This is a genomic window from Saccharospirillum sp. ABV4_185, from assembly GCF_056159245.1.
The window spans coordinates 1,553,872-1,566,658 of the sequence record NZ_JBSWUW010000001.1 but is presented as its reverse complement, the minus strand read 5'-3'; the positions used below and the strand labels follow the sequence as shown (position 1 = coordinate 1,566,658).

Below are 12,787 nucleotides of genomic sequence, written 5' to 3'. Positions count from 1 at the left end.
GGAGTGACGCGCAACGCAGCGGCTGTCATTTGCCGCCAAGCAGTTGTCAGTGGTGTCGTTATTTTCGATACTCGCCCGACTCCTGTTGTCATCGAGATCCTCATGTCCGCTATTACCCTGGCCTCCGGCGCCCAACTGCGGCCGGCCACCGCCGACGATGTATCCGCCATTCTCGGCTTTATCTGCGAATTGGCCGACTACGAACATTTGCGTCACGAAGTCACCGCCAGCGAAGAAAAACTGCACGCCACGCTTTTTGGCGAACAGCACTACGCCGAAGTCATCCTTGCCGAAGTCGATGGCAAGGCCGTCGGTATGGCGTTGTTTTTCCACAACTATTCCACCTTCCTGGCGCAGCCGGGCATTCATCTGGAAGATTTGTATGTGCAGCCAGCGCACCGTGGCCTGGGTCTGGGCAAAGCCCTGATCACCCGCCTGGCGCAGTTGGCGGTGGAACGCGACTGTGGTCGTCTGGAGTGGCAGGTACTGGACTGGAACGAACCGGCACGACAGTTTTATCGCGCCCTGGGTGCCAAGGCACTCGATGGCTGGCTCACCAAACGCGTCACCGGCGACGGCCTTACTCAGATGGCCACTCAGTTCGAGACCTGTCTGTGACACCGGCGGTTAAACAACTCGACAAAGCCAAGGTCGACTATCAGTTGCACCGTTTTGAAGTGACCGACAGCGATGAAGGTTATGGCCTAGCGGCGGCCAAAGCCTTAGGAGTGGCACCGGAACGGGTTTTTAAAACATTGCTGGTCAGTTTTAACGGCGACGCCAAATCGCTCGGCGTCTGTATTTTACCGGTCACGTCTACGCTCAATCTCAAGCGTGCCGCCAAAGCCCATGGCCAGAAATCGGCGCAAATGGCCGACCCGACGATTGCTGAAAAAACCACCGGCTACGTGGTCGGTGGCATCAGTCCGCTGGGTCAGAAAAAGCGCCTGCCGACGGTGCTCGACAGCAGCGCTGAAAACCTGCCCAGTATTTTTGTCAGTGGCGGCAAGCGTGGGCTCGATCTGGAACTGGCAACGCAGGCACTGCAACAACTGACCGGCGCCCGCTTGGCGCTGCTGATCAACGACTAAGCTTCAGCTCAGCGGCAACGTACAAGAGACCAAGCCATGTCCTTCACCATTCGCGCCAGCGCCAGCTACCTGCCACGCCAGGCGATAACCGCCGAACAGCTGGACCAACGTCTCAGCCTGCCGGAAGGCAGTTGCCGTTCGCGCTATGGCGTCGACACACGCCACTACGCTGCGGTCGATGAGACAGCGCTCTATATGGGCGCTCAGGCGGCCCAAACAGCGCTCAATGAAGCTGAGCTGTCGCTGGCCGACATCGATTTATTGCTCTGTGCCAGCGGCACCAGCCATCAAGCCCTGCCTTATAACGCGGCCGGAATATTGCGAACCTTAAAGGCCCCGGTTCCGATCGCCAGCATGGACGTCAATGCGACTTGTCTGTCGTTTCTGGCCGCGCTCGATCTGGCCGATGCGGCCCTCGCGTGCGGCCGTTATCGACGTATCCTGATCATTTCCAGCGAAGTCGCCAAAATCGGCGTACTCGATCACGAAATCGAAACCGCCACCCTCTTTGCCGACGGCGCCGCGGCTTTTATTCTCGACGCCAGTGACAGCGACAGTGGATTATTAACCAGCCGCTTTCGCACCTATCCGGAAGGCTATGAACTGTGTCAGATTCGCGCCGGCGGCAGCGGACTGCACCCACGCCAATACGGCGCCGAAGCCGCCGCTCAGGGCAGCTATTTTGAGATGCAGGGCAAGCCACTGTACCGCCTGGTATCGCGACTGGCGCCAGACTTTATACAACAAGGCCTGGCGCCCCTGGGCTTAACGCTCGCCGATATCGACTACTATGTTCCTCATCAGGCAAGCCACGCCGGCCTGGTCAATCTGGTCCGTCAGTTGAAACTGGATAACCACAAAGTGATCAATCGTTTTGCCACCCTGGGCAACCAGATTGCTGCGTCCCTTCCCATCGCCCTGGATTACCTGTTACGCAACCGACCCACGAGCGCTCACCAGACGGTATTACTCTTTGGCTCAGCGGCGGGTTTGTCTTTAGGAATGGGAGTATTGCGGCTGTGAAATTGCTGATCACCGGCGGCACCGGCATGCTCGGACAAGCCTTGGTGCGCCTTTATCACGACCGTTTTGACATCCGTTTTACCGGACGCAATCGTACCCTCGGTGACGCTCTGGCAACCGAAACTGGCGCACAGTTTTTTGCCATTGATCTGGCCGATCGGACAGGGCTCGAACAGGCCTGCCAGAAGGTCGATGCGGTGATTCATTGCGCAGCACTGTCCAGCCCCTGGGGCCGATTGAGCGATTTCAAACAGGCCAATCTGCACGGCACCCAAACACTATTGACCGCTGCCGAACGGCAAGATGTGTCGCGCTTTGTGCACATCTCCACGCCCAGTCTGTATTTCCAGTTTCGCGACGCGCTGGACATCCGCGAAACTCAGCCCTTGCCAAAACGCTTTTGCAATCACTATACGACGACCAAAGCAGCGGCCGAGCAGGCAGTCATCAACAGCCCGATACCGAGTGTTATTTTGCGACCGCGCGGTATTTTTGGGCCAAACGACAACGCCATTTTACCGCGCATTATTGCCGCCGTGCGCAACGGCACTTTATGGTTGCCGTCCGGACGTAATCCACGCGTCGATCTGACCTATGTCGACAACGTCGCCGAGGCCGCCATTCTGGCAGCAACGCGCGAAACGGCACCCGGTTCAATCTACAACATCAGCAATGCTGAGCCGGTTCAGTTACTCGATACGCTGTCGCTCTTGTTCGAACAGTTAGGCAGTCCAACGCGCATTCGCACTCTGCCCTATCCGCTGTTAGCACCAGTGATTTATGCTGCAGAAAAGTGTTACCAACATTGGCCCGGCCAACCCGAACCCACACTAACGCGCTACAGCGCCGCCCTGTTTCATTATCACCAGACACTGAATATTGATCGCGCTCGTCACGACCTGGGTTATCAGCCCAAAATCTCTATCGATGAAGGAATTCAACGCTATGTCCAATGGCGTCAGCGTTCGCTGGTTTGAAGCCGGCCACTGCATACACCCGGGCTTTATGGTCAAACCGGGTTCGGGATTAGCGCCGCGCCACTTTCCCGCAGGCGTAGCTTTGATCGAGCATCCCAGTCACGGCAAGCTGCTGTTCGACACCGGTTATCACGCCCAGTTTGCACAGAGCACCCGTCATTTTCCGGAGCGTTTTTATGCCCTGATCACACCTCATACCTTGCACGGTGGTGACAGTGTTAAAGAGCAATTAGCGGCGTTAGATATTTCCGCCGCCGATATCAACCATCTGGTGCTATCGCATTTTCATGGCGACCATATTGCGGGTATCTGCGACTTCGATCATGCGCAACTGCACTGCCATCCCAGCGGTTATGAGTTCTTGACCAAACGCAGTCGTCTGCAACGTTTGCGCAAAGGTTATCTGCGTGAACTGCTGCCTGCCGATGCCGAAAAACGCCTGCATTTTATCGATCAGTTTGATCTGGATCTGGGTGATATTCTGCAACTGGACAGCGGCCCACTGGGGTTAGCAGCAACCGATTTATTCGATGACAAACTGTTGTATCTGGTGAACCTGCCCGGACACGCCGCTGGTCAAATGGGTTTATTGGTTCGACTGCAATCCGGTTTTATTTTCTTTCTCGCTGACGCCTGTTGGCTGATCGACAATCTGCGCGAAAACATCAATCAACATTGGCTGGCCAATATTCTCTGTGATGATCGCCAACTTTATATCGATACGCTGAACAAACTGCGTCACTGTTATCAACAAGCGTCCGACCGTGTTCGTTTTGTGCCGTCGCACTGTCAGGAAACGTCGCAACAACTGTTGCAACAAGGCTGGATAAGCTGAGCGTTACTTAGCAACGTTCTTATGGAAAATCACTATGGAAAAGCTGACCATTCTGCGCCATCTGCTAGCGACACGGCTGCGTCGCTTTGCATCACGCTCGCAGCTGGAAGCCTGGCAACAGCAGCAACTGCGACAACACCTCGACTGGGTTTGTCAGCACTCGCCACTCTATCGTGATTATCAAGGCCAACCGCTGGATGCTTTTCCGTTAATGGATAAAGCCAGCATGATGGCGAATTTCGATCAATTGAATACTCGAAAGCTAAAGCGCGATGACCTGTTCGAACGCGCCCTTAGTGCCGAACAAAGTCGCGATTTCAGTCAGTCACACCTTGGTGATGTGACCGTTGGCTTATCGTCCGGCACTTCCGGCCAGCGGGGTTTGTTTTTGGTGTCGCGTCAGGAGCGATTGGAGTGGGCCGGCGTGGTTCTCGCCAAATTATTACCCTCACTCTTTGCGCGCCAACGCGTTGCCTTGTTATTGCGTGCCGACAGCCCGCTCTACCAAACTGTCGGTAAAGGCCGCATCGAGTTTCACTACGCCGACTTAACTCAACCGGCTGACCAGTGGCTGCCAAAACTCGAAGCTTTTAAACCGACGTTGCTGGTCGGCAGCGCCCAGGCGTTGCAGTGGTGCGCCCGTCACAGTCAGCAGCTAAAACCATCGCTGGTTATCTCCGGTGCCGAAGTGTTAACGCCAACCGACCGTCAATTACTCATCGATCGTTTTGCCTGTCCGATTCACGAAATTTACCAATGCACCGAAGGCTTTCTGGCCTGTACTCACAGCGATGGTGTGCTGCGTTGGAATGAAGACGCTGTGCATATAGAACCGCTTTGGCTCGATCAGCAGCGGCGTTATTTTTCGCCCATCATTACCGATTTCCGGCGCCGTACTCAGCCCATTATTCGTTACCAACTTGATGACGTTATCGAAGCAGGCGATGCGCCTGGCGTATTCCGCGCCATCGCCAGCATCGGCGGTCGCAGCGGCGATCTGCTAAAACTGCCGGGCATCGCAGGCACCGTTACTGTCCTGCCCGATCTGATTTATCGTGCTATTGCCTTAGTCAGCGATCAGCCACTGGACTATCGCATCAGCCAGATAGACACCGAGCGGGTTCGCATTGAAAGTGACCAGCAACACCAAGAAATCGAGCGAGCATTGCGCCGTTTATTTATCAGCCAGGGCGTGGTTGAACCGTTGCAGTTCGATAAAGCACCGGCCCCGGTTTGGACGGCTACGAACAAACAACGGCGGGTGATTAATCCATGGATGTCCTGATCACCGGCGCCCGTGCTCCGGTCGCTTTGGAGTGGGCACGATTGGCATTGGCCGGCGGTCACCGAGTGTGGCTGGCGGACAGTCTGAAGTGGCCGTTAGGGCGCTTTCTAAAAGACATTAAAGGTTACCTAGAGTTGCCTCCGCCACGGCTGGAAATCGATGCCTTTGCTCAGCAATTGAATCAGTTTCTGCAAAGGCAACATATCGATTTGCTGATACCAACCTGTGAAGAGATTTTCTATCTGGCACAGGTGCGTTCGTGGTGTGATTCGTCCGCCCATTGGTTAATGCCCGACAACGACTTATTGTTTCAATTGCATCATAAATACCAGTCGTTGCCCTTGCTCGATGGTCTGGCCTCCGTGCGGGTTCCGGCGACACGACTGTGCCAACATCCCGACCAGATATTGGACGATCCGAACACCATTCTTAAACCGGTTTACTCGCGCTTTGGACGGCAGTTTATTGCACAGGTTATGTGCGACTCACTGAGTGCTGATCAAGTAAATGCTGAGGTTCCCTGGGTGCAGCAAGAACGCATCGAGGGTCAGGCATTATGCAACTATGCGCTGTTCAGCCATGGCGAACTGATCGCGCACCAGGCCTATCAGCCGCGCTACTTATTAAACCAGGCAGCATCCAGTTATTTCGAACCGGTAATGGATTCAAGGCTGCAACAATTTGCGCAACAGTTTGGTCAAAAGACGAAATTTCATGGTCAGGCGGCTTTTGATTTTATCGACCGCCATGGCGAGTTGTTTTGTCTTGAATGCAATCCAAGAGCAACCAGTGGGCTACACCTGTTACGGCATCAATTGCAGTTCACCCAAGAGGGTCATTTTATGTTAACCGAGGGCACTGCCACTGCCTGTCGTGTTGGTATTTCGTTGCCGTTAATGTTTGGATTAACGGCTATTAAAGCAGGTAAGTTCCGCCAACTCTTGCGCGACTATCGTCGTGCCGAGGACGTACTGAAAGACAAGAGCATACCGCTCAAACATCGAGCGCCCTGGCTCGCCTTATTGGAAATGCTGTATCGCATGATTCGCTGGCGCAAACCGCTCACCGACGCCAGCACCTTTGACATTGAATGGAATGGCCCCGAACCGGGAGCAAAGATCTCATGCTGAAGGCGAACGAACAGAATCGTCGTTTCTTTGAGCAGATGCAGCAACCCGGTTTGATTCGTAATCTGCGCACCGACTTTGTGCTCTACCAACAGGATTCAGTGCTGGTACCCACCAGTGTCAACGAGGCGCATCCGGATAATTGTTGGGTAGTCTCGCCCCTGACTCAGATCATCGGCTATGCCCAGGATGAACTGCCCAAAGTAAGCTCTGTTATCGTACGTGCTTTGAGCCGAATATTGATTGCGACTCTTGCACTACCATTACGGCTGGCCAAACTGGATCGGCTGCAGGTTTTCAATAACCAATGTTTGTCGACCAACCTCTATGCCGACGAGTGGCAGCGTCTGAATCTTCGTCAGTTGCGCCAACAAGCCCTACAAAAATATCCCGACCATGCGTTAATGTTGCGTTCGCTGAACGAAACTCAGAACGCCAATATTATGCATCAGGCCAAGGTAGATGGGTGGCGCCCCATCGTCACCCGTCAGGTGTATTTGTATCAGGACCGAACCCGCTGGTGGGCACGCCATAATGCGCGCATGGATGACCGTTTGTTGCAGCAAAGCGGCTGGCGTTTTCAATGTCTGGATCCCGATAACGGCGCTCAGATGGCGCGCGCCGAGCAACTCTATAATCAGCTCTATCTTGATAAATACAGTCGCCATAACGTGCAATTTTCGGCCGACTGGCTGCGCACTTTTTCTGCCACAGGATTAGTCGAACTGTACGGGCTTTTTTACCAGGACGAGCTGGTTGGTGTTGCGGGTTTATACGGCGTCGATCAAACAGTCACAGCACCAGTGATTGGCTACGATACCGATCGCCCAATAGGCTTAGCGCTGTACCGACGGTTGATTGCCTTTGTCATTCGCTATGCCATGGACCGTCAGTTAACGCTCAACCTCAGCGCTGGCTCACCCGACTTTAAGCGTCGTCGCGGTGGCCTAGCTGCCATCGAATACAGCTACGTTTATGTGCGCCATCTGGGTCTTTATCGGCGAGCGGTTTGGTGGCTGTTATCCTGGCTTAGCCAACATTTTTATCGACCCTTATTGGAGCGGTTTAAACTGTGAACGACCTTACCGATTTTCCCTATCCCGGTGTCGCGGGTTGTTGGCATCCGCTGCTCGCCAGCCGCGATTTAAAAGACCAACCAGTCGCCGTATCGCTGATGGGAAAGCCCCTGGTGCTGGCCCGACTGGAAGGTCAGCCGCGCCTCTTTACCGATCGCTGCCCGCATCGGTTAATTCCGCTGTCGCAGGGATTTATCGAAAGCGGTCGACTGGTCTGTCCTTATCATGGCTGGGCGTTCGATGCCGACGGTCAGTTACAACGCACCCCGGGTACAGCGACGTGCAGCACACACGCCAAGCTGAGTGCTTATCCAGTGATGGAACGTGATGGCTTGTTGTGGACACGCTTGCAAGAGGGTCAGGGTGAACCTCTGGGTTTTTCCGATTTGCCCGGTTACGTTCACGCCAGTGCTTACCGTCGCTTACCCTGTAATCTTTTTCAAAGTATCGAGAATTTTCTCGACCCCTGCCATACGCCCTACGTGCACAAAGGTTTGTTGCGCAATCGCGGTGCGCAGCAGATGGACATTTCGCAAAGCGTACACGACGGCGGTTTCCGAACTCAGTTTAAGTTGACCCAAAAACAAAATGGCTGGATTAATCGGCTGTTTGATCCGGGTGTTGACCACAATGTAGGGCGTTTTGATTTACCCGGCCGGGTCGAGTTGGATTATCTGAAAAAAGATAAAATTCTGTTACGCGTGGTGCTGTTTTTTGTACCGCACAGTGCGGCCGAAACAGGAATTTTTGCGCGCCTTTACGCACCCAAATCCTGGCTGCCGGCCAGCCTGCGTTTCGCGCTGTTCAAACCCTTTGCCGAAACCCTCTTCCGTCAGGACAAAGCCATACTTCACCAGCAACAACAGGCAGTGGAACGCTTTGGCGAGCACTACCGTTTTGCTGAGACCGATATCGTGGCCCGGCCGCTGTGGGCGCTGCTGCATGACCAAGCGGCCCAAGCCGGTGCTGATATCAGGCTGGACGTCGAAGCCGGGCAGTGACGGCATTGTCGATAACGGCTCGCCGGATCGTCACTGCCAGTGCACTAATGTTGAATAAAGCTCACGAACTGTCGCTTCCAGCTTGAGCCGGGATCGGAATTTGCTATGTTGCATGCATCACTGTCACAAACGGAACAACAACAATGAAAAGCCTGATTTCTACTGTGATCGCTCTGGGCCTGCTGCTGCCCTTAACCGCCTTTGCTGAATCCATGTCCGCCGAAGGTAACTGGCGCACCATCGATGATGAAACCGGTGAAGCCAAAAGTATCGTGCGTATCTGGAACGATGGCGGCGAACTGAAAGGTGAAATTGTCGAGCTACTGAACCCCAGCGAACCCAACCCGGTTTGCAGCGAGTGCAAAGGCTCACGCCGCAACCAACCGCTGGTCGGCCTGAACATCATCTGGGGTCTGGAACAGGACGGCGATGAATGGGTCGACGGCAAGATTCTCGATCCGCAAAACGGCAAGGAATACAGCGCCCAACTTAAAGTCACCGAAGGTGGCAGCCAGTTGGAAGTGCGTGGCTATCTCGGCTTCGCACTGATCGGCCGCACTCAAACCTGGCACCGCGTTGACTGATAAAACGGGTAAGTTGACGGATAAAGTCGACTGATACCGACAGCGGCAATCGCCAAGCGGTTGCCGCCGACTGGCCTTGCATCACCCCAACATCCTAGAATGCGGCCCAACGCTAACCTTTGGATACCCGCTTGTGAGTCTGTTGATTGCCCTCTGCCTGGCGGTTGCCTTAGTGGCTTCGCCTGACGCCCTCCGCTTCGAACTGTTTCGCGCGCTGCGCGCCCAACCACAGCGTCTGTGGTCGGTCGTTATCTGGCGTCTGCTGACCACCACAACGCTGACGCTGCTGCTGGCGTGGCTGATCCATTTCTGGGCGGCGTCAAACCCAGCGGGACCGGCCATGGCGGTATTCAGTGGCGTACTGACGGCTCTGTGGCTGTGGATGCGTTTTTGGACCCGCACCTTTATCGCCGATCCGGACCATCCCTTATTCCGCACCGATGCTGGCGCCGTCGTCTTGTCAGCGCTGTTATCGCTGACCTTATGGCTGGCAATCTTTACCCACACAACCTTGCTGGTGGCCTGGACCGGAGCCTCAGCGCAATTATTTGTGCTGGCGCTGATCTGGCCGCTGGCCGACGCCATCGTACTGATCTGGGGGAGTCGTTCTGAACGCGCCGGCGAATGGCTGGTGCAGGAAAGCACTCAGCAGCGCTGGGGACGTGGACTGGGTTTGTTATTGGTGATTATCGCTTTTTGGGCCATCTGGGCCGCCCTGGCCCAGGGCTAAACCAAACTCAGTAGAATTCGCCGTCTTCGGCCATGGTGTTGATGACGGTAAGCTGCTTGACGCCATCGGGTGTACCCAGCAACAGAACATCGGCCGGGCGCAGCGCAAACAAGCCGTTGGTCACCACGCCGGGAATGTTGTTGATCTCTTTTTCCAGTGCCACGGCGTCTTTGATATCGAGCTCAAAGACATCGAGAATCTGATTGCCGTTGTCGGTAACAGCGCCTTCGCGATACACCGGATTACCACCCATAGCTTGCAGCTTGCGAGCTACCGCGCTGCGCGCCATCGGAATCACTTCCACCGGCAACGGAAAACCACCAAGCTTTTGCACGGCCTTGGATTCATCGGCGATGCAGATAAAGGTCTTGGCCACCGAAGCGACAATTTTCTCCCGCGTCAGCGCCGCGCCACCGCCTTTGATCAGCTGCAACTTGCGGTTGGCTTCGTCGGCACCGTCGACATAGACGGTTAACTTATCGACCTCGTTCAGCTCGAACACCTCAATGCCGTGACCGCGCAAACGCTCAGCGGTGGCATCGCTGCTGGCGACGGCGCCGCGGAAATCGTCTTTGACAGTGGCCAGCTCATCGATAAAACAGTTGGCGGTAGAGCCGGTGCCGACACCAATAATGGCGTCCGCCTTAAGGTCCGGCTTGATGAACTTCAGTGCCGCCTTGGCGACAGCTTGTTTCATTTCATTCTGATCCATATCGGTCTCTCGTCATCTCTGGCTGCATTATAGCCCGCAAAGGGACCTCGGTTGAAAAACAGTATGCCGCAATTCGCGGCCGTCGTGCATTTCCGGGCTGTAGCAAAAACCGTACAATCCCAAAGCGCTCAGCGCGCCCCATTCATCCGGACAGTAGGATTCGTTCATGCTCGAACAGACCGTTAAGAAAATCCTCAACGCCAAAGTCTACGATGCCGCCATCGAAACGCCTTTGGAACCCGCTGCATTTCTCAGCCGCCGGATGAATAACCAGATTTTGATTAAACGCGAAGACCTGCAATCGGTGTTCTCGTTCAAACTGCGTGGCGCCTACAACAAGATGACCACCCTGACCGAAGAGCAACTGGCCAAAGGTGTGATCTGCGCGTCAGCCGGCAACCACGCTCAGGGCCTGGCCGAGGCCGCCCGCTTAATGGGCGTCAAAGCCACCATCGTGATGCCCAAGACCACGCCCGACATTAAAGTCGCCAACGTCCGCGCGCGCGGTGGCAAAGCCGTATTGGTCGGCGATTCGTTCGACGAAGCGCTGGCACACGCGCAAAAACTGGAACAGGAAAAAGGCCTGACCTTTATTCATCCGTTCGACGATCCGGACATCATCGCCGGTCAAGGCACCGTCGCCCGCGAGATTCTGCATCAGCACAGCGGTGCGCCCATCGACGCCGTCTTTATTCCGGTTGGCGGCGGTGGCCTGGCGGCGGGTATGGCCGCTTACATCAAATATCTGCAGCCACAGATCAAAGTCATCGGCGTCGAATTTGAAGAAAGCGCCTGTCTGGCTGCGGCCATGAAAGCCGGCAAACGGGTGACGCTCGATCAGGTTGGCATCTTTGCGGACGGCATCGCCGTGGCGCAGATCGGTAAACACAGCTGGAAAATCTGCAAAGATTATGTCGACGAAGTCATCACCGTAACGTCCGATGAAATCTGCGCGGCGGTCAAAGACATCTTCGATGACACCCGTTCAATCACCGAACCGGCCGGCGCCACCAGCGTCGCCGGCATGAAAAAATTCGTCGCCCGTGAAGGTTGGGAAGGCAAGACGCTGGTAACCATCTCCTCCGGCGCTAATACCAATTTCGATCGCTTGCGCTATATCGCCGAGCGCGCTGAAGTCGGCGAACATCGCGAAGCGATTTTGTCGGTCACCATTCCTGAACGTCCCGGTGCTTTTAAGCAGTTTATTTCCATCATCGGCAAGCGCGCGGTGACCGAATTCAATTACCGTTATGCTGACGACAACGAGGCGAAAATTTTTGTCGGCGTCAGAATCAGCAGCAATGAAGAACGCCAGGAACTGGTGCAGGCGTTGCGCAACGCTGACCATCCGGTGCTGGATTTGACCGACAACGAAGTGGCTAAATCGCACATCCGTCATATGGTCGGCGGCCACGCGCCGCACATTACCGACGAGCGACTGTACCGCTTCGAATTCCCGGAACGCCCCGGCGCCCTGGGTAAATTCCTCACCACCCTCGGCGGCAACTGGAACATTTCCCTGTTCCACTACCGCAACCACGGCGCGGCCTATGGTCGTGTCCTCGCCGGCATCCAGGTGCCCAAAGCGGAACTGAAAGAATTCCGCACCAAGCTGGATGATCTGGGATATCCGTACTGGGATGAGTCGGAGAATCCGGTGTATGGGGTGTTCTTGTCCTGAGGGACAAGAACGGGAGACGGTACGCCGCCCGGACGGAAGACGCTGGGTTTGCGTAACTTGCGTCTACCGTCTCCCGGGTGCGCTGCACCCAAGCGTCTCCCACTTCCCGCTATACTCCCAAACTCACCCAAATCCCCCGCCCCAAATGACTCCAGCGGAACAAGAAAAAATTGCCCTCGAACATCAAGCTGCGCGGCTGTTTATGCGCCACTGGGAGCGCGAGCAGGGCGTGCCGATTCGCCATATCTGGCACAACCGGCCGGATAAACCGGACGTGTCCTGTTTTCTCGACGGCGAGCGGCTGGATCTGGAAATCGCTCATCTGTACGGCAGTGAAGCCGAAGCCATGGCCATTCTCGGCCGCGAGCTCAGCGACACCACCCTCGGCGAGCTGGCGTTATTGAATGCCGGCGATACCGACGGTCGTCTGCTGCGCGCGCTGAACCGCATCCTCGCCATCAAGGCCGAGAAGACTTACAACAGCGAACGCGTCTGGCTGGTCATCCGCAACGCCAACCCGCATTGGTCGCGTGCGGAGATCGAAGCGCTGCAGCATCGTATCGAGGTGCCTGGCGGCCATCCTTTCGAGCAGATCTGGCTGGTGGCGGATATGCAGGCCGACAGCGGCATTGTGCAGCTCTATCCATAGTTACGCTTGACGCATA

General features: G+C 55.6%; 14 protein-coding genes. 13 read left to right on the top strand and 1 reads right to left on the bottom strand.

The genetic code is table 11. From position 1 onward, the window contains the following. The first annotated feature begins 102 nt into the window (after window positions 1-102). From ACXAE6_RS07290 to ACXAE6_RS07240, 11 genes are all read left to right on the top strand, one after another. Window positions 103-618, top strand: a complete 516-nt coding sequence (locus ACXAE6_RS07290) for an N-acetyltransferase family protein (protein WP_475146253.1) — start codon at window positions 103-105, stop codon at window positions 616-618. Then, window positions 615-1,091 (top strand): Cys-tRNA(Pro) deacylase, encoded by a 477-nt coding sequence (gene ybaK, locus ACXAE6_RS07285; RefSeq protein ID WP_475146251.1) that lies wholly within the window; start codon window positions 615-617, stop codon window positions 1,089-1,091. The genes ACXAE6_RS07290 and ybaK overlap by 4 nt, the downstream gene beginning before the upstream one ends. A 36-nt stretch (window positions 1,092-1,127) precedes the next feature. Further along, on the top strand, window positions 1,128-2,114 hold the full coding sequence (locus ACXAE6_RS07280; protein WP_475146249.1) for a 3-oxoacyl-[acyl-carrier-protein] synthase III C-terminal domain-containing protein: 987 nt from the start codon (window positions 1,128-1,130) through the stop codon (window positions 2,112-2,114). Next, window positions 2,111-3,091, top strand: a complete 981-nt coding sequence (locus tag ACXAE6_RS07275; RefSeq protein ID WP_475146246.1) for an NAD-dependent epimerase/dehydratase family protein — start codon at window positions 2,111-2,113, stop codon at window positions 3,089-3,091. The genes ACXAE6_RS07280 and ACXAE6_RS07275 overlap by 4 nt, the downstream gene beginning before the upstream one ends. After that, window positions 3,060-3,926, top strand: a complete 867-nt coding sequence (locus ACXAE6_RS07270; protein ID WP_475146243.1) for an MBL fold metallo-hydrolase — start codon at window positions 3,060-3,062, stop codon at window positions 3,924-3,926. Before ACXAE6_RS07275 ends, ACXAE6_RS07270 begins: the two co-directional genes overlap by 32 nt. A gap of 34 nt (window positions 3,927-3,960) precedes the next feature. Further along, window positions 3,961-5,211, top strand: a complete 1,251-nt coding sequence (locus ACXAE6_RS07265; protein ID WP_475146241.1) for a F390 synthetase-related protein — start codon at window positions 3,961-3,963, stop codon at window positions 5,209-5,211. Continuing rightward, a complete protein-coding gene (locus ACXAE6_RS07260; protein ID WP_475146239.1) occupies window positions 5,199-6,341 on the top strand; it encodes an ATP-grasp domain-containing protein in 1,143 nt (380 codons plus the stop codon). The genes ACXAE6_RS07265 and ACXAE6_RS07260 overlap by 13 nt, the downstream gene beginning before the upstream one ends. Next, window positions 6,335-7,414, top strand: a complete 1,080-nt coding sequence (locus tag ACXAE6_RS07255) for a GNAT family N-acetyltransferase (RefSeq protein WP_475146237.1) — start codon at window positions 6,335-6,337, stop codon at window positions 7,412-7,414. Before ACXAE6_RS07260 ends, ACXAE6_RS07255 begins: the two co-directional genes overlap by 7 nt. After that, entirely contained in the window at window positions 7,411-8,415 is a 1,005-nt protein-coding gene (locus ACXAE6_RS07250; RefSeq protein WP_475146235.1) for a Rieske 2Fe-2S domain-containing protein, read from the top strand. Before ACXAE6_RS07255 ends, ACXAE6_RS07250 begins: the two co-directional genes overlap by 4 nt. Before the next feature lie 143 nt (window positions 8,416-8,558). Then, complete coding sequence (locus tag ACXAE6_RS07245) at window positions 8,559-8,999, top strand: DUF2147 domain-containing protein (protein WP_475146232.1); 441 nt, start codon at window positions 8,559-8,561, stop codon at window positions 8,997-8,999. A 133-nt stretch (window positions 9,000-9,132) separates the two neighbouring features. Further along, window positions 9,133-9,729, top strand: a complete 597-nt coding sequence (locus ACXAE6_RS07240; RefSeq protein WP_475146230.1) for a hypothetical protein — start codon at window positions 9,133-9,135, stop codon at window positions 9,727-9,729. A 7-nt stretch (window positions 9,730-9,736) separates the two neighbouring features. Here the strand turns inward: ACXAE6_RS07240 and rpiA are convergent, their stop codons facing one another. Further along, window positions 9,737-10,441: a ribose-5-phosphate isomerase RpiA gene (gene rpiA, locus ACXAE6_RS07235; RefSeq protein WP_475146227.1), complete on the bottom strand. Its 705-nt coding sequence runs from the start codon at window positions 10,439-10,441 to the stop codon at window positions 9,737-9,739. Window positions 10,442-10,607: 166 nt separating this feature from the next. On the opposite strand from rpiA, the gene ilvA reads away from it, so the two are divergent. Both ilvA and ACXAE6_RS07225 read left to right on the top strand, forming a co-directional pair. Continuing rightward, window positions 10,608-12,122: a threonine ammonia-lyase, biosynthetic gene (gene ilvA, locus ACXAE6_RS07230; protein ID WP_475146225.1), complete on the top strand. Its 1,515-nt coding sequence runs from the start codon at window positions 10,608-10,610 to the stop codon at window positions 12,120-12,122. Window positions 12,123-12,267: 145 nt separating this feature from the next. After that, window positions 12,268-12,771 (top strand): hypothetical protein, encoded by a 504-nt coding sequence (locus ACXAE6_RS07225; protein WP_475146222.1) that lies wholly within the window; start codon window positions 12,268-12,270, stop codon window positions 12,769-12,771. Window positions 12,772-12,787 lie beyond the last annotated feature (16 nt).

Coding starts and splice junctions, on each gene's coding strand:
- ACXAE6_RS07290 (WP_475146253.1), top strand. CDS start 103: ATGTCCGCTATTACCCTGGCCTCCGGCGCCCAACTGCGGCCGGCCACC.
- ACXAE6_RS07280 (WP_475146249.1), top strand. CDS start 1,128: ATGTCCTTCACCATTCGCGCCAGCGCCAGCTACCTGCCACGCCAGGCG.
- ACXAE6_RS07270 (WP_475146243.1), top strand. CDS start 3,060: ATGTCCAATGGCGTCAGCGTTCGCTGGTTTGAAGCCGGCCACTGCATA.
- ACXAE6_RS07265 (WP_475146241.1), top strand. CDS start 3,961: ATGGAAAAGCTGACCATTCTGCGCCATCTGCTAGCGACACGGCTGCGT.
- ACXAE6_RS07260 (WP_475146239.1), top strand. CDS start 5,199: ATGGATGTCCTGATCACCGGCGCCCGTGCTCCGGTCGCTTTGGAGTGG.
- ACXAE6_RS07255 (WP_475146237.1), top strand. CDS start 6,335: ATGCTGAAGGCGAACGAACAGAATCGTCGTTTCTTTGAGCAGATGCAG.
- ACXAE6_RS07245 (WP_475146232.1), top strand. CDS start 8,559: ATGAAAAGCCTGATTTCTACTGTGATCGCTCTGGGCCTGCTGCTGCCC.
- rpiA (WP_475146227.1), bottom strand. CDS start 10,441: ATGGATCAGAATGAAATGAAACAAGCTGTCGCCAAGGCGGCACTGAAG.
- ilvA (WP_475146225.1), top strand. CDS start 10,608: ATGCTCGAACAGACCGTTAAGAAAATCCTCAACGCCAAAGTCTACGAT.
- ACXAE6_RS07225 (WP_475146222.1), top strand. CDS start 12,268: ATGACTCCAGCGGAACAAGAAAAAATTGCCCTCGAACATCAAGCTGCG.